The sequence below is a fragment of the Phytohabitans flavus genome, assembly GCF_011764545.1.
Taxonomy (GTDB): Bacteria; Actinomycetota; Actinomycetes; order Mycobacteriales; family Micromonosporaceae; genus Phytohabitans; species Phytohabitans flavus.
In genome coordinates this window covers 830,810-849,250 of record NZ_AP022870.1, presented here as the reverse complement: position 1 = coordinate 849,250, position 18,441 = coordinate 830,810, and the positions used below count along the sequence as shown (strand labels likewise).

The 18,441-nt window shown below is 71.8% G+C and carries 1 protein-coding gene and 1 pseudogene; both read right to left on the bottom strand.

The genetic code is table 11. From position 1 onward, the window contains the following. Positions 1-3: 3 nt before the first annotated feature. Positions 4-11,718: a type I polyketide synthase gene (locus tag Pflav_RS47815; protein WP_332107730.1), complete on the bottom strand. Its 11,715-nt coding sequence runs from the start codon at positions 11,716-11,718 to the stop codon at positions 4-6. 254 nt (positions 11,719-11,972) lie between these two features. Beyond that, a pseudogene (locus Pflav_RS47810) lies at positions 11,973-18,035 on the bottom strand (SDR family NAD(P)-dependent oxidoreductase); the annotation flags it as partial. Between the last annotated feature and the right edge of the window lie 406 nt (positions 18,036-18,441).

Below are 18,441 nucleotides of genomic sequence, written 5' to 3'. Positions count from 1 at the left end.
CGGTCAGGCAGGGTCGGCGTCGTTGGCGTGGCGTAGCGACAGCCCGAGTTCCTCGTCGATGAAGTCGAAGACCTCGTCGACGGTGGCGGACTGGAGATCCCGTTCCGGGACGCCCCCGATCTCCAGATCTGGCACGGCTCTCCATTTCGCGAGGAGGTCCTGCATGCGCGCGACGACCCGCTCGGCGGCGTCCGGGTCGGCGCTGGTGAGGACGCTTTCGAGCCGGTCGAGCTCGGCAGCGCCCGGCGCGTCGGCCGCCTCCTGGTGCTTCAGGACGTCGGCGAGGTACTGCGCGACGTTGACCGGCGCCGGGTAGTTGAAGATGAGCGTCGACGGGATGGCCAGACCGGTCGCCTGCTTGAGCCGGTTGCGCAGCTCGACGCCGGTGAGGGAGTCGAAGCCCTGCTCCAGGAAGCCGCGCTCGACTTCGATGCCGTCCACTGTGGAGTGGCCGAGCACCTGGGCGGCCAGGTCTCGTACGAGGTCGAGGAGTGCGGCGCCGCGGTCTTCGGCGTTTCGCCATAGCGCGGCGGCCCGCCACTGTTCGCCGGCGTCCGGTGCCTCCCCCTCGTCGGCCGTCGCGGCTGTCGCGGTGACCGGTTCGACGTCGGCCAGCACGATGTCCGGTCCGCCCGCGGCGATCGTACGGACCACTGCGAGCGCGGCGAGGTCGGGCGAGAGGGCGCGGAGGCCGGACCAGGGCCGGCACCAGGCCACGGAGATCGACGGTCCGGCGGCCCGCAGGTATGCGTCGCCCACGGCGTTCGCCGCCTGTCCCCGTTCGGCGAAGAGGTCGGCGCCGGAGGAGACGAGCAGGAGCGTGTCGACGTTTCGCTCCTGGGCGAGCGCGACGGCGTTTCGGGCGCCGGCCGTCTTGACGCCGATGGCCGTGGCGAAGGTGGCGAGGTCAAGGTCGGCGAGCGCCACCGGGTCGCCGGCTGCCGCCGCGTACACGATGGTCGACAGCGGTGGCCCGTCCTGCGCCAGCCGGTCCGCCAGGGATGCCAGTGCCGCGTAGTCGGTCGCGTCGCAGTCGACGCCGCGCACGTCACCGGCGCCGAGCGCGGCGAGTTCGTCGCGCAGTGGGCCGGTGTCCGTGTCTGGCCGGCTCGCGAGCACCAGCCGCTGGGCGCCGGCCCGGGCCAGCTCGCGGGCGATGTGGGCACCGACCTCGCCGGTACCTCCGATGACAAGTGTCGTGCCCTCGGGGTGCCAGGCGGGCGGTGTCTGGCCGGCCTCGTCGAGTGGCGCCGGTACGAGCCGGTGCGCGAAGACACCGGTGTCGCGTACGGCGAGCCGGTCCTCGCTCCCGGCGGCGCTCGCCAGTACGTCGCGGATCCGGGTGGCCAGACGCGCGTCGACCGCCTCGGGCACGTCGAGCAGGCCTCCCCAGCTCTGCGGCAGCTCGGCGGCGATGGTCCGGCCGAGCCCCCAGATCTCGGCCTGGGACGCGCTTGCGGCCTCACCTTCCCGCACCGCCACCGCGCCGTGGGTGAGGCACCACAGTGGAGCCGCCAGGCCCGCGTCGTGCAGCGCCTGGGCGAGTACGACGGTGCCAGCCAGGCCACCGTCCAGCTCGGAGTGTCGGGGGTGGACGCCGTCGCGGAACGCGAGCAGGGACAGCACGCCGGTGACCGGATCGTCGGCGACGGCCGCGGTGAGCGCGTCGGCGACGGTGACCCGGTCGGCGTCGTCCGGTACGGGCAGCATGGTGGCGCTGAGCGAGCCCCGGATCTCCCGGACGAGCTCGCTGTCGATCAGCTCGGTCGGGATGACCAGCAGCCAGTGACCGCTGACTCGGGCCGTGGCGGGCTCCGGCAGCAGCGTCCACTGCTCCCGGTGCCGCCAGCCGTTGATCGTGCTGGCGGCGCGCTGCTCGCGGCGCCACAGCGAGATGGCAGGGAGGACCGCGCTGAGCGGTGCGTCGCCGTCCATGTTGAGGACGCGGGTGAACGTGTCCAGGTCTTCGCTCTCGACCGCCTCCCAGAACCGGGACTCGACCGTCGGGCCGGCGAGGCCCTGCTCCGCGCCGGTCTCGTCGAGCCAGTAGCGGCTGTGCTGGAACGCGTAGGTCGGCAGCTCGACGACGCGCGGTCGCCAGGGGCGGAAGACGGCCGGCCAGTCGACGCCGGTGCCGTGCGCGTCGAGGGCGGCGGCCGCGGTGATGAGCGTGTCGGGCTCGGGGCGGTCGGCGCGCAGGGACGCCACGATGACGGCGTCCTGGCTGCTCTCCGGCAGGCACTCGGGGATCATCCCGCTGAGCACACCGTCGGGGCCGATCTCCAGGAATGTGTCGACTCCCTGCCCGACCAGCCACTCCACGGTGTCGGCGAACCGTACCGGCCGGCGGACGTGCTCGACCCAGTAGGCGCCGGTCGTGACCGGCTCGCTTTCCGGGAAGGGCAGCAGCGGCTGCCGGAACGTGACGTCCGCCAGGGCGGCGGCGAAGTCATCCAGCATCGGATCCATCAACGGCGAATGGAACGCGTGCGAGACCGTCAGCCGCTTGACCTTCCGACCCTCACCCCTGAAGAAGCTTTCGAGCGCGTCGATCTGAGCACCGTCACCGGCCACCACCACCGACGCCGGCCCGTTCACCGCCGCCACAGACACGAGGTCAGTCAGGTGCGGCAACACTTCCGCCTCGGTCGCCCGCACCGCGAGCATCGCCCCACCAGACGGCAATGCCTGCATCAACGACGCCCGCGCCGCCACCAACCGCGCCGCATCCGCCAGATCGAAGACACCGGACACATAGGACGCCGCGATCTGGCCAATCGAATGACCGGCCACGAAGTCCGGGCTGACACCCCACGCCTCGAACTGCGCGAACAGGGCCACCTCGACCGCGAAAATGGCCGGCTGCGCGTACAAGGTCTGGCCCAACGCGTCGGCGTCGGACCACATCACCTCCGCCAGCGGGCGCGGCAGCAGACCGTCGAACGCGGCACACACTTCGTCGAACGTGGCAGTGAACGCCGGCAGGACGCCGTGCAGCTCACGGCCCATGCCGAGGCGCTGCGAGCCCTGACCGGTGAACATCACCGCCATCCGGCCGGCGCTGTCGGAGGTCACGCCGGGGATGGTGCGCTCGGCGAGCATCCGCAACCGGTCCGCGATGTCGTCCATAGTGGACCCGGTCGCGAACGCCCGGCGTCCGAAGCGGGCCCTGGCGGTTGCCAGCGTGTACGCCACGTCCACCGGCCGTACGCCGGACTCCGTGGCGAAGTCCGCCAGCCGGAGCAGCTGGGCGCGCAACGCCTCCTCGGTCTTGGCCGACACAAGCCACGGCACGACCGGCGTCGGCTCCTCCACGGGCGCTGGCGCGGGTGCGTCGCCTTCCTCCAGGATCACGTGTGCGTTGGTGCCGCTGACCCCGAACGAGGAGACACCGGCCCGGCGTGGGTGCCCGTTGGCGGCCCACCGCACCGGCTCGGTCAGCAGCTCGACGCTGCCGGCCGTCCAGTCCACCTCAGGTGTCGGGGCGTCGACGTGCAATGTCTGCGGCAGCATGCCGTGCCGCATCGCCATCACCATCTTGATCACACCCGCGACACCGGCCGCCGCCTGCGTGTGGCCGATGTTCGACTTCACCGAGCCGAGCCACAATGGACGCTCACGGCCCTGCCCGTAGGTGGCCAGGATGGCCTGCGCCTCGATCGGGTCACCAAGCCTTGTGCCGGTACCGTGCGCCTCCACCACGTCGACCTCGGCGGCGGACACGCGAGCGTTCGCGAGGGCCTGGCGGATCACTCGTTCCTGCGACGGACCGTTCGGCGCGGTGAGTCCGTTGCTGGCGCCGTCCTGGTTGACCGCGCTCCCCCGCAGCACCGCCAGCACCTGGTGCCCGTTGCGGCGCGCGTCGGAGAGGCGTTCCATGACGAGGACGCCGATGCCCTCGCCCCAGCCGGTGCCGTCGGCCGCGGCGGCGAACGACTTGCAGCGCCCGTCGTTTGCCAGACCGCGCTGCCGGCTGAACGCGATGAACCCGGCCGGGGTCGACATCACCGTGACGCCGCCGGCGAGCGCGAGCGTGCACTCGCCCTGGCGCAGCGCGTTGGCGGCGAGGTGCATGGCGACGAGCGACGAGGAACACGCGGTGTCCACTGTGACGGCGGGACCTTCGAAGCCGAACGCGTACGAGACCCGGCCCGACATCACGCTGGCGGCGCTGCCGATCCCGAGGTATCCCTCGACGCTGTCCGGGGTGTTGGTGAGCCGCGCGGCGTAGTCCTGGCCGTTGGTGCCGGTGAAGACGCCGGTCTGGCTGCCGTGCAGGGCGGTGGGGTCGAGGCCGGCCCGTTCGAGCGCTTCCCAGGAGACTTCGAGGAGCAGCCGCTGCTGGGGGTCCATGGCGGACGCCTCGCGCGGGCTGATCCCGAAGAACGCCGGGTCGAAGTCGGCTGCCTCGTAGAGGAAGCCGCCCTCGCGCACGTAGCTCTTGCCGGCCCGGTCGGGATCCGGGTCGAAGAGCCCGTCGACGTCCCAGCCTCGGTCGCGGGGGAAGCCGGAGAGCACGTCGCGCCCTTCGGCGACGAGCGCCCAGAGTTCGTCCGCATTGGACACGGCGCCGGGAAAGCGGCAGGCCATCGCGACGATCGCGATCGGCTCGTCGCTGGTGCCGGTCGCCGCGACGGTTTGGGCCGAGGTCGCCTCGACGGTGCCGAAGAGCTGGTCGCCGAGGTGGGCGGCGAGGCTGGCCGCGTTGGGGTAGTTGAAGACCAGGGTGGCGGGTAGGCGTAGCTCGGTGGCGGTGCTGAGGTTGTTGCGTAGCTCGACAGCGGTGAGCGAGTCGAAACCCAGCTCCTTGAACGCCCGGCTGGGCTCGACGGTCTCGACCGAGTCATGCCCGAGCACAGCCGCCACATGACGACGTACCAGATCCAGCAGCGCCTGCTGCCGCTGCACGACGTCCAGCCCAGCCAAACGCTGCGCCAACGACGAACCACCACCGGCCGTGCCCACTTCAGCGGCGGCGCGGCGCGGTGCCCGTACGAGGCCGCGCAGTATTGACGGCACCCCCGAGGTGGCCGCCTGGGCACGTACCGCCGCCAGGTCGAACCGGGCCGGCACCACCGCCGCATGCCCGCTGGCCAGGCCGGCGTCGAACAACGCCAACCCCTGCTCGGCGCTCATCCCGACCACAGCGCGCTGCAAGCGGCGGCGGTCGGCCTCCGACAGCCGGCTTGCCATGCCACCGGACTCGGCCTGCCACATGCCCCACGCCAACGCCACCGCCGGCAAACCCTGCTGCCAACGAACCGCGGCAAGCCCATCCAAGAAGGCGTTGCCGGCCGCATACGCGCCCTGGCCCGCGTTGCCGAGCACGCCGGCCGCGCCCGAGAAGAGCGCGAACACCTTGATGGGCATGTCGCGGGTGAGCTGGTGCAGGTGCCAGGCGGCGTCCACCTTCGGGCGGAACACGTTGGCGAGCTGGTCCGCGGTGATCGACTCGATTACACCGTCGTCGACCACACCCGCCGTGTGCACCACAGCGGCCAAGGAACGGCCGGCCAGCAGTGCGGCGAGTGCCTCCCGGTCGGCTACATCGCAGGCGACGAGCTCGACCTGCGCACCGGTCGCGGCCAGCTCCTCGACAAGCTCGCCAGCGCCCGGAGCGGCCGGGCCGGAGCGGCTGACCAGCAACAGTCGCCGTACCCCACGGGTGTTGACCAGGTGCCGGGCCACCTGCACGCCCAGACCGCCGGTCGCACCGGTGACCAGCACGGTGCCGTCCGGATCCCACTCCAGCGGCGTGGCCGTCTGCGTCAACCGCGCCAGCCGAGGCGCGTACCCGACGCCGCCACGTACGGCCAACTGCGGCTCGTCCAACCCGACCAGGCCATCCAGGGCCGCCACCGACCCGGGATCGCTATCTACATCGGCCAGGACGAACCGGCCCGGATGCTCCGACTGGGCCGCCCGCACCAGACCCCACACCGCCGCCGCGGCCAGGTTCGTGGTCGGCTCCTGCGGCGACACGGCGACAGCGCCGCTCGTGACCACCACCAGCCGGCCACCGGTACAGCGCTCGTCGGCCAGCCATGTCTGAAGGGTCGCCAGCACAGCTGCGCTGAAGCGCCGCACATCTTCCGGCAGGCTCGTCTCCACCGGCGCCGGCCGGTAGGCCACCGTCGCCGGCACTCGCTCGACCTCGTCAAACACCGACAGATCGGGCACCACGGGCAACGGCTGACCGGACGCCGCCACCGCCAGCTGCACCCAGTCGACGATGTGCAAGCCGTCGTTGGCCTGCCGGGCCGTGCCTAGCTGCTCCGCCGATACTGGCCGCAGCACCAACGACTCCGCCGCGGCAACGACCGTTCCACTGTGGTCAGCCACGCTAACGGCGACACCGCCGTCAGCAGCCGCAGCCAACCGCACCCGCAGCGCCCGGGCGCCCGCAGCGAAGAGGCTCACGCCGCTCCACGCGAACGGCATCCGCAACTGCCCATCCGCATGCACCCGGAACCACGCCTGCAACGCCGCATCCAACAACACCGGATGCAGACCAAACCCAGCCGTCCGCTCGCCCTCAGGCAGCGCCACCTCGGCGAAGACCTCCTCGCCCCGCCGCCACACCTGCCGCAAACCCTGGAACGCCGGACCGTACTCCACACCGTCCGCGGCAAGCCGCTCGTAGAAGCCGTCCACCGACACCGCATCGGCGCCGACCGGCGGCCACTGCGTCAGCCCCGGATCGGAGACAGCTACACCCCTCTCGGCCGACACCACGCCCGCGGCGTGCTGCGTCCACTCGGAGTGGCCGCCGTCGTCCGCCCGCGACCAGATGGCGATCTCGCGACGCCCGGCGGTGTCCGGCTGGCCGACGCTGATCTGTAGCAGGACGGCGCCGCGTTCGGGCAGCACGAGCGGTGATTGGATGGTGAGCTCTTCGAGGTGTCCGGCTCCGGCTTCGTCGCCGGCCCGGATGGCGAGCTCCACGAAGGCGGTGCCGGGCATGAGCACAGTGCCCATGACCGCGTGTTCAGCGAGCCACGGATGGGTCTTGAGGGAGATCCTGCCCGTGAGCACGACCCGGTCACCGTCGGCCAATGCGACCGCCGCGCCGAGGATCGGGTGCTCGGCGGCGGTCAGACCGGCGCCGGTGACGTCGCCTGCGGTGCTGCCGGTGACGTCGAGCCAGTACCGGCTGTGCTGGAAGGCGTACGTGGGCAGCTCGACGGTCTGCGGCTGGATCCCGGTGAACGCGTCGTTCCAGGTGACGTCGACCCCGTTGGCGTACGCCACCCCAAGGCTCGTGAACAGACGCTGCGCGCCACCCTCGTCGCGGCGCAGCGTCCCGGTCACCCACGCCGGCGCACCCGCTGCGTCGATGCTCTCCTGGACGCCGATCGTCAACACCGGATGCGCGCTGGCCTCCACGAAACCCCGGAAACCCTCATCCAGCAACGCTTCCGTGGCGGCCGCGAACCACACCGTCTGCCGCAGATTCCGATACCAGTAGCCAGCGTCCGCCTGGGTCCCGTCGACCCAGGACCGCTCCACAGTGGAGTACCAGGCGGTGTGCGCGGCCTGCGGCTTTACCGGCGCCAGCGCCTCGGCAAGCTGGGCCTCGATCGCTTCGACCTGCACCGAATGGGAGGCGTAGTCCACGGCGATCCGCCGGTTGCGGACACCGGCCGCGTCCAGGGCGGCGACGAAGCCGTCCACCGGCCCGGTCAGGCCGGCGACCACCACGGATCCCGGGCCGTTGACCGCGGCGATGGACACCCCGTCGTGGCCTTCGAGCAGCTCCTCGACCCGCTCCACCGACGCCGCCACCGACACCATCGCCCCGCCACCAGCTAGCTCCCGCAACGCCTTCGACCGCAGCGCAACCACCCGCGCACCGTCCCGCAGGGACAGCGCACCAGCGACACACGCCGCCGCGATCTCACCCTGCGAATGACCCACCACCGCAGCCGGCTCGACGCCGTAGGACCGCCACACCTGTGCCAGGGAGACCATCACCGCCCACAGCACCGGCTGCACCACATCGACCCGCTCCAACAACACCGGGTCGGCTACGGCCTCCCGCAGATCCCAGTCCACAAACGACGACAGAGCCGCCGCGCACTCGTCGAACGCCGCCCCGAACACCGGCGAATCCTCAAGCAGCTCGGCAGCCATCCCGGCCCACTGCGAACCCTGACCCGGGAAAACGAACACCACACCCCGGCCCGCACCCACACCCGGACCGGAGACAACAGCACCCGCCGCCTCAGGATCGGCGTCAGCGAAACCCCGCAACGCCGCGCTCAGCTCCCACACGTCACGACCGGCGACGACCGCCCGGTGTGGCATCCGCGACCGCGACAGCAGCGACCAGCCCACATCCACCGGCCGTACGCCTTCATCGGACGCCGCGAAGCGAGCCAGCCGCGCGGCCTGAGCCCGCAGGGCCGGCTCACTCTTGGCCGACAGCACCCACGGCACAACCGGAGCCGAATCCTCCACCACCGGCTCCGGCGCGTCGCCCTCTTCAAGGATCACGTGCGCGTTGGTACCGCTGACCCCGAAGGCCGACACACCGGCGCGGCGCGGATGCCCGCTGGCGGCCCACTCGACCGGCTCGGTCAGCAGCTCGACGCTGCCGGCCGTCCAGTCCACCTCAGGTGTCGGGGCGTCGACGTGCAGCGTCCGCGGCAGCAGCCCGTGCCGCATGGCCAGCACCATCTTGATCACGCCGGCGATGCCCGCGGCGGCCTGGGTGTGGCCGATATTCGACTTCACCGACCCGAGCTTGAGTGGTGTGGACCGGTCCTGGCCGTACGTGGCTAGCAGCGCCTGCGCCTCGATCGGGTCACCGAGCTTCGTGCCGGTACCGTGCGCCTCCACCGCGTCCACATCGGACGCCGTGAGCCGGGCGTTCGCGAGGGCCTGGCGGATGACCCGTTCCTGCGAGGGACCGTTCGGTGCGGTGAGGCCGTTGCTGGCACCGTCCTGGTTGACCGCACTCCCCCGGAGCACGGCAAGGACCGTGTGGCCGTTGGCGTGGGCGTCGGAGAGCCGCTCGACCACCACGATGCCGGCGCCTTCGGCCATGCCGAACCCGTCGGCCCCGGCGGCGAACGCCTTGCAGCGACCGTCGGCGGCGAGCCCGCGCTGCCGGGAGAACGCGATCAGGCCCTCGGGCGTGGACATGATGGACACGCCGCCGGCTAGGGCGAGCGAGCATTCGCCGGCCCGCAGTGCCTGTGCCGCCAGGTGCAACGCGACGAGAGACGACGAGCAGGCGGTGTCGACGGTGACGGCGGGACCTTCGAAGCCAAACGTGTACGAGACGCGGCCGGACATGACGCTGCCGGCGCTGCCCGTGACGAGGTAGCCCTCGGCGCCTTCGGGTGCCTGGTCGAGGAGGCCGGCGTAGTCCTGCCCGTGGGTGCCGGTGAAGACGCCGGTCTGGCTGCCGTGCAGGGCAGTCGGGTCGAGGCCGGCCCGTTCGAGCGCTTCCCAAGAGACTTCGAGGAGCAGCCGCTGCTGGGGGTCCATGGCGGACGCCTCGCGCGGGCTGATCCCGAAGAACGCCGGGTCGAAGTCGGCGACGTCGTAGAGGAAGCCGCCCTCGCGTACGTAGCTGCGGCCGGCCCGGTCGGGGTCCGGGTCGAACAGCTCCTCGACGTCCCAGCCCCGGTTGTCGGGCAGGGCCGAGACGCCGTCGCCGCCGGTGACGAGCATCTGCCACAGGTCGTCGGGTGAGCGGACGTCGCCGGGGAAGCGGCAGGCGAGGCCGACGATCGCGATCGGCTCGTCGGCGGCGACAGCCACCGGTGCGCGTACCACGGTCTCGCCGGTGGTGCCGAGGAGTTGCTTGCCCAGGTAGTCGGCGAGCGCGTTGGACGTCGGGTGGTTGAAGGTCAGGGTGGCGGGTAGGCGTAGCTCGGTGGCGGTGCTGAGGTTGTTACGCAGCTCGACAGCGGTGAGCGAGTCGAACCCAAGCTCCTTGAACGCCCGGCCGGGCTCGACGGTCTCGACCGAATCGTGCCCGAGCACAGCCGCCACATGACGACGTACCAGATCCAGCAGCGCCTGCTGCCGCTGCACGACGTCCAGCCCGGCCAGCCGCTGCGCCAACGACGAACCACCACCGGCCGTGCCCACCTCAACAGCGGCACGACGCGGTGCCCGGACCAGGCCGCGCAGCATCGACGGCACCCCCGAGGTCGCCGCCTGGGCACGTACCGCCGCCAGATCGAACCGGGCCGGCACCACCGCCGCCCGCCCACTGGCCAGACCGGCGTCGAACAACGCCAAACCCTGCTCGGCACTCATCCCCACCACAGCCCGCTGCAAGCGGCGACGGTCGGCCTCCGACAACCGACTCGCCATCCCACCGGACTCGGCCTGCCACATGCCCCACGCCAACGCCACCGCCGGCAAACCCAGCCCCCGACGAACCGCGGCCAACCCATCCAAGAAGGCGTTGCCGGCCGCATACGCGCCCTGACCGGGAGATCCGAGGATCGCGGCGGCCGACGAATAGACCACGAAGGCGGTAAGCGGCATGTCGCGGGTGAGCTGGTGCAGATTCCAGGCAGCGTCCACCTTCGGACGGAACACGTTCGCGAGCTGGTCCGCGGTGATCGACTCGATCACACCGTCGTCGACCACACCCGCCGTGTGCACCACCGCCGCCAAGGAACGACCAGCCAGCAACGCGGCAAGCGCCTCCCGGTCCGCCACGTCACAGGCGACAAGCTCGACCTGCGCACCAGCCGCGGCCAGCTCCTCGACAAGCTCCGCAGCAGCCGGAGCGGCCGGACCGGAGCGGCTGACCAGCAACAGCCGCCGAACCCCACGAGTACTGACCAGATGCCGAGCCACCTGCACGCCCAGACCACCGGTCGCACCAGTGACCAGCACAGTGCCGTCCGGATCCCACTCCAACGGCGAAGTCGTCTGCGTCAACCGCGCCAACCGAGGCGCGTACCCGACGCCGCCGCGCACCGCCAACTGCGGCTCGTCAAGCCCAACCAGGCCATCCAGGGCCGCCACCGACCCGGGATCGCTGTCCACATCGGCCAGGACGAACCGGCCCGGATGCTCCGACTGGGCCGCCCGCACCAGACCCCACACCGCCGCCGCCGCCAGGTCCGTCACCGGCTCCTGCGACGACACCGCCACAGCACCGCCCGTGACCACCACCAGCCGGCCACCAGCACAGCGCTCGTCGGCCAGCCACGCCTGAAGCGACGCAAGCACAACCGCGCTGAACCGCCACACATCCTCCGGCAGAGTCGACTCCACCGGCGCCGGCCGGTAGACCACCGTCGCCGGCACCCGCTCGACCTCGTCAAACACCGACAGGTCAGACACCACAGGCAACCGCGGACCAGATCCCGCCGCCACCGTCACCCAGTCGACGACGTGCAAACCGTCGTCGCTACGCCGGGCCGTGTCCAGCTGCTCCGCCGAGACCGGCCGCAGTACCAACGACTCCGCCGCCGCAACAACCGCTCCACTGTGGTCAGCCACGCTCACGGCGACACCGCCGTCAGCCGCCGCAGCCAACCGCACCCGCAACGCCCGGGCGCCCGCAGCAAACAGGCTCACACCGCTCCACGCGAACGGCATCCGCAACTGCCCATCCGCATGCACCCGGAACCACGCCTGCAACGCCGCATCCAACAACACCGGATGCAAACCGAACCCGGCCGTCCGCTCGCCCTCAGGCAGCGCCACCTCGGCGAAGACCTCCTCGCCCCGCCGCCACACCTGCCCCAACCCTGGAACGCCGGACCGTACTCCACACCCTCGGCGGCAAGCTGCTCGTAAAAGCCGTCCACCGGCACCACATCGGCGCCGACCGGCGGCCACTGCATGAGCCCCGGATCGGAAGCAGCTACACCCCTATCGGCCGACACCACACCCGCGGCGTGCTGCGTCCACTCGCGTTCGGGCCCCTCGGGGCGGGACCAGACCGCCAGCTCGCGCCGGCCGGTCTCGCCCGCCACACCGACAGTGACCTGGACCTGTACGCCGCCGCGCTCGGGCAGTACGAGCGGGGACTGGATCGTGAGTTCTTCGAGGTGACCCGCCCCGACCTCGTCGCCGGCCCGGATGGCGAGCTCCACGAAGGCGGTGCCGGGCATGAGCACGGAGCCCATGACCGCGTGATCGGCGAGCCACGGATGGGTCTTGAGGGAGATCCTGCCCGTGAGCACGACCCGGTCACCGTCGGCCAACGCGACCGCCGCGCCGAGGATCGGGTGCTCGGCGGCGGTCAGACCGGCGCCGGTCACGTCGCCTGCGGTGCTGCCGGTGACGTCGAGCCAGTACCGGCTGTGCTGGAACGCGTACGTGGGCAGGCCGACGGTACGGGGCTGGAGCTGGGCGTACGCGGCGGCCCAGTCGACCCCTACCCCGTTGACGAACGCCGCGCCGACGCTCGTGAAGAGCCGCTGGAGGCCGCCCTCGTCGCGCCGCAGCGTGCCGGTCACCCACGCCGGTGCCCCCGCCGCGTCGATGCTCTCCTGCACCCCCACGGTCAACACCGGATGGGCGCTGACCTCGACAAACCCGTGGTATCCGCTGTGGAGCAGCGCTTCGGTCGCGGTGGCGAACCACACTGTCTGCCGCAGGTTCCGGTACCAGTAGCCGGCATCAGCCTGCGTACCGTCGATCCAGGATCGCTCCACAGTGGAGTACCAGGCGATCCGTGCCGCCCGAGGCTGAACCGGTGCCAGCACCTCGGCGAGCTGGGCTTCGATCGCTTCGACCTGCACCGAGTGGGAGGCGTAGTCCACGGCGATCCGCCGGTTACGCACACCGGCCGCGTCCAGGGCGGCGACGAAGCCGTCCGCCGGACCGGTCAACCCGGCGACCACCACGGATCCCGGGCCGTTGACCGCCGCTATCGAGACGCCGTCGTGCCCGGCCAGCAGCTCCCGCACCTGCTCCACGGTCGCCGCCACGGAGATCATCGCGCCCCCGCCGGCCAGCTCCCGCAGCGCCTTCGACCGCAGGGCCACCACCCGCGCGCCGTCCTGTAGGGACAGTGCACCCGCGACACACGCGGCGGCGATCTCACCCTGTGAGTGGCCCACCACGGCCGAGGGGACCACGCCGAACGCGCGCCACGCCTCGGCGAGCGACACCATCACCGCCCACAGCAGCGGCTGCACCACGTCGACCCGTTCCAGCAGCACCGGATCGGTCAGCGCGGCCCGCACATCCCAGTCCACGAAGGACGCCAGCGCGAGCGCGCAGTCGTCGAACGCCGCCGCGAACACCGGCGACGATGCCAGCAGCTCCACCGCCATCCCCGGCCACTGCGAGCCCTGGCCCGGGAAGACGAAGACCACGCCAGTGCCCGCGCCGCCACCCGGTCCGGACACGACGGCCGCCGCCGACTCCGGGTCGCCACCGGCGAAGCCCGTCAACGCCGCGGCCAGCCCCGCCGCATCGGGACCGGTGACCACCGCCCGGTGTGGCATCCGCGACCGGGACAGCAGCGACCAGCCCACATCCACCGGCCGCAGGCCTTCATCGGACGCCGCGAAGCGAGCCAGCCGCGCGGCCTGAGCCCGCAGGGCCGGCTCACTCTTGGCCGACAGCACCCACGGCACAACCGGTGCCGAATCCTCCGCCACCGGCTCCGGCGCGTCGCCCTCTTCGAGGATCACGTGCGCGTTGGTGCCGCTGACCCCGAAGGCCGATACCGCGGCCCGGCGTGGGTGCCCGTTGGCGGCCCACTCGACCGGCTCGGTCAACAGCTCGACGCTGCCGGCCGTCCAGTCCACCTCAGGTGTCGGGGCGTCCACGTGCAGCGTCCGCGGCAACATGCCATGCCGCATCGCCATCACCATCTTGATGACACCCGCGACACCCGCCGCCGCCTGAGTGTGACCGATGTTCGACTTCACCGAACCAAGCCACAACGGACGCTCACGACCCTGCCCGTAGGTGGCCAGGATCGCCTGCGCCTCGATCGGGTCACCAAGCTTCGTGCCGGTACCGTGCGCCTCCACCGCGTCCACATCGGACGTCGTGAGGCGGGCGTTCGCGAGGGCCTGGCGGATCACCCGTTCCTGCGAGGGACCATTCGGCGCGGTCAGTCCGTTGCTGGCACCGTCCTGGTTGACCGCACTCCCCCGCAGCACCGCCAGCACCTGGTGCCCGTTGCGGCGCGCGTCGGAAAGCCGTTCCACCACGAGCATCCCGACGCCCTCGGCCCAGCCGGTGCCGTCGGCGCCCGCCGCGAACGACTTGCAGCGCCCGTCGTTTGCCAGACCGCGCTGCCGGGAGAACTCGACGAACACGTCCGGGGTGGCCATGACCGCGACGCCGCCGGCCAGCGCGAGCGAGCACTCCCCCTGCCGCAGGGACTGGGCCGCCAGGTGCAACGCCACCAGCGACGACGAGCACGCCGTGTCGACCGTGACCGCCGGCCCTTCCAGACCGAGGGTGTACGAGACGCGGCCGGAGGCGACACTGCCGGCGTTGCCGATGCCGAGGTATCCCTCGACGTCGTCCGGCACCTGGCCGAGGCGAGCCGCGTAGTCACGGAACATCACGCCGGCGAAGACGCCCGTGTTACTGCCGCGCAGCGACCCGGGATCGATGCCGACCCGCTCGACCGCCTCCCACGCGGTCTCCAGCAACAGCCGGTGCTGCGGGTCCATGGCGAGCGCCTCGCGCGGGCTGATCCCGAAGAACGCCGGGTCGAACTCGGCCGCCTCGTAGAGGAAACCGCCCTCCCGCACGTAACTCTTGCCGGCCCGGTCCGGGTCCGGGTCGAAAAGCTCCTCGACGTCCCAGCCGCGGTCTGTGGGGAAGCCAGAGACGGCGTCCACCCCGGCGGCCACCAGCGTCCAGAACTCGTCGGGGCTGGCCACCCCGCCGGGCAGCCGGCAGCTCATGCCGACAATCGCGATGGGCTCGTCGGGGGCGGCCGGCACCACGGCGCGTACGGCGGTGGCGCGGTCGCCGAAGAGCCGGCCCTTCAGGTATTTGGCTAGGGCGGTGGCGGTGGGGTGGTCGAACGCGATGGTGGCCGGCAGCCGCAGCCCGGTGCGCCCGGCCAGCCGGTTGCGCAGCTCCACGGCGGTGACCGACTCGAAGCCGAAGTCCTTCAGGGTGCGGTCCTCGTCGACAGCGTTGCCGCTGTCGAGCCCGAGGACCGTGGCGACCTCGTCGCGTACCAGATCGAGCAGGACCCGGGACCGGTCCGTGGCGTCGAGGTCGGCGAGGCTGTCGACAAGGGCGGCGTCGCCCTCGGCGGCCGTGCGGGCGCGGGCCAGGCCGCGCAGCAGCGGTGGCAGGTCGGCCGCGGACCGGATGTTGTTGACCTCGATCCGCGCCGGTACGAGCACAGCCTCGTCGACGGCGCCGGCGGCGTCGAGCAGCGCGAGCCCTTCGCTGGTGGCCATGCTGAGCTGTCCGGTACGCGCGGCCCGCCGCACGTCGGCGGTGCTCATGCGGCCGCCCATGCCGGCCGGCTCGTTCCACCGTCCCCAGGCGAGCGAGACAGCGGGCAGCCCTTGCTGGCGGCGCAGTCCGGCGAGCGCGTCGAGGCCGGCGTTCGCGGCTGCCCAGCCCGCCTCGCCGGCCGTGCCGAGCAGCCCGGACGAGGCGGAGAAGAGCACGAACGCCGACAGGTCCTTGTCGCGGGTGAGCTCGTGCAGGTGCCAGGCGGCGTCCACTTTGGAGCGCAGTACCGGCTCGATCTGGTCTGGGCTCTGCCCCTCGACCAGGCCGTCGGCGCGGACGCCGGCGGCGTGGACCACCGCGGTGAGCGGGTGCGCGGCCGGGATGCCGGCCAGCACGGCGGCGAGGGCATCGCGGTCGGCGGCGTCGCAGGCGGCGACGCTCACCTGCGCGCCGAGCGCGGTGAGCTCCTCGCCGAGCTGCTGGGCGCCCTCGGCGGCCGGGCCGGAGCGGCTGACGAGTACCAGATGCCGGACACCGCGGGCGGCGACAAGATGGCGGGCGACGGCGGCGCCGAGCCCACCCGTCCCGCCGGTGATCAGGACCGTGCCGTCGGGATTCCACCCGGCGGCGCTGACCGAGTCGGTGCCGCCGCCGGTGGTCCGGACCGGGGCGAGCCGCGGCACCCGCGCCTCGCCCCGCCGGATCGCGATCTGCGGCTCGTCGCCGGCGGCGAGGGCGGGCAGGACGGCGAGCGACTCGGGCTCGTCGTCGACGTCGGCGAGGACGAAGCGGCCCGGGTGCTCGGCCTGGGCGGAGCGGATGAGCCCCCACACGGCGGCGCCGGCCGGGTCGGTGATGTGGCCGTCGACCTCGACCGCGTGCCGGGTGACCAGGACGAGCCGGCTCTCGCCGGTGCCGGCCGCCGTCAGCCAGCCGTGCACCAGCCGGAGGGCCCCGGACACGGCCTGCCGCACCGCGACCGTCGGGTCGGCGCCGTCCTCGGCGCCGGGGACCCGGACCGCGACGAGGTCCGGCATCGGCTCCAGCGCGCCGAGGTCGTGGCGGTGGTCGACCAGCTGCCAGGAGGGCTCGGCCGTGGCGTCGGCCGTCGCGAGCGGGCTCCAGTCGACCCGGTAGAGCAGATCGAGGTGGTTGCCCCGGACGCCGCGGAGCCGGGCCGGGCGCTCCAGCAGGCGGTGCCGGATGATCTTGCCGGATCCGGTGCGCGGGATCTCCTCGACCTCGTACAGCTCCTCGGGGACCTTGAAGTAGGAGAGCTGCTCGCGGCAGATCGCGAATACGCGCTCCGGGTCGAGCGGCACGCCGGCGGCCGGCACGACGTACGCCGCGGGCACCTCGCCGAGCACCTCGTGCGGCTTGGCCACCACGGCCGCCTCGGCGATCCCGTCGATGGCGAGGAGCACGTCCTCGACCTCGGTGGGGTGGATGTTCTCGCCACCCCGGATGATCAGGTCCTTGATCCGCCCGGTGATGCTCAGGTACCCGTTGTCGTCGAAGCGGGCCAGGTCGCCGGTGCGGTACCAGCGGCCGCGCAGCGCGGCGGCGGTGGCATCCGGATTGTTGTGGTAGCCCAGCATCACGTTGGGGCCGCTGACCCAGACCTCGCCCTCGGCGCCGGCCTCGACGTCACGCTCGGTGTCCGGGTCGACAAGCCGCACCGCCAGGCCGGGCACGGGCAGGCCGCACGAGCCGGGTACCCGCGCCCCGGTGGCCCAGTTCATGGTGATGGCGCCGGATGTCTCGGTGCTGCCGTAGCTGTCCAGCAGCGGAACGCCGAACGCCAGCTCGAACGACTCCCGCAGCGAGGCGGTGGCGACCGAGCCGGTGACCAGGCAGGCGCGCAGCGCGGGGGCGAGCTCCGAGGCGTCCGAGGCCTCCGCGGCGCGCAACAGGTAGTGGTACATCGTCGGCACGCCGACCAGGAACGTGTAGTCGTCCTGGCGGACCGCGTCGAGCACCTCGTCAGTGGCGAAGTTGGGCATGATGCGGGCGGTCGCGCCGACCGAGGTCACGCCGAGAACGCAGAGCACATGGGCGAGGCTGTGAAACAGGGGTAGGGGCCACAGCACCCGGTCTGTGTCGGACAGCCCGAGGATCGGGGCGTAGCAGGCGGCGACCGACCAGAGCACGTTGCGCTGGGTGGACCGCACACCCTTGGGCTGGCCCGTGGTGCCAGACGTGTAGAGCATCCAGGACACGTCGTCGAGGCCGAGGGAGTCGCGGCTCGGGGTGGCCGGCTCGGTGTTGGCCAGCGCCTCGTACGAGTGCTCGGCACCGCCGGCCTCGTCGCCGACCACGATCACCGTGATGCCGTCGCGCCCGGCCAGCACGGCGTGCACCTGGTCGAGGTGGCCGCCGTCGGTGATCACTACCCGCGCGGCGCAGTGCTCGAGGAGGTAGGCCAGCTCGGCGTTGGACGAGCGGGGGTTCATCGGTACGACCACGCCGGCGGCCCGGTTGATGGCGAAGTAGCTCTCGACGACCTCGACACAGTTGTTGAGGTAGATCGCCGCGCACTCGCCCGGACCGAGGCCGAGCCGGGCGAGGTGTCCCGCCAGCCGGGCGGTACGTCGCTCAAGCTCCCGGTAGCTCACACCGCGCCGCTCGTCGAGAAAGGCGACCTTGTCGCCGTACTTCTCGGATTGCGCGCGAAGCATCTCAGGCACCGGCCGGATCAGGTCAGTGCGCAGCATTCAGCACCCCCGTTTAATTTTTTTGGTGCCTTCTATGGCGGAACATAGCCCATTCCGGCGCACGAAGCAGTCGGGTTAGTGAGCTGTGAGATGTGTACGAGCCTACATCGGAGAAGGTCCCCTACAACCCTTGACGGAACCCCTATGCGCCCCTACCTGCCGTGTGACCAAAACTTCACATTCGATCGATAGCTTTGGCTCGCACTGGAGGTAAGGTACTACACGTTGGCTCGGGAGACGAGCCGTAGAGTCAAATAGAAATGAGCAAGTTCACCGGGGTGTAAACGACGTCGATAAGGTCACCTGGGGGACAGATGACACAAACACCAACACCGGTCAAGGTCCCAATCGG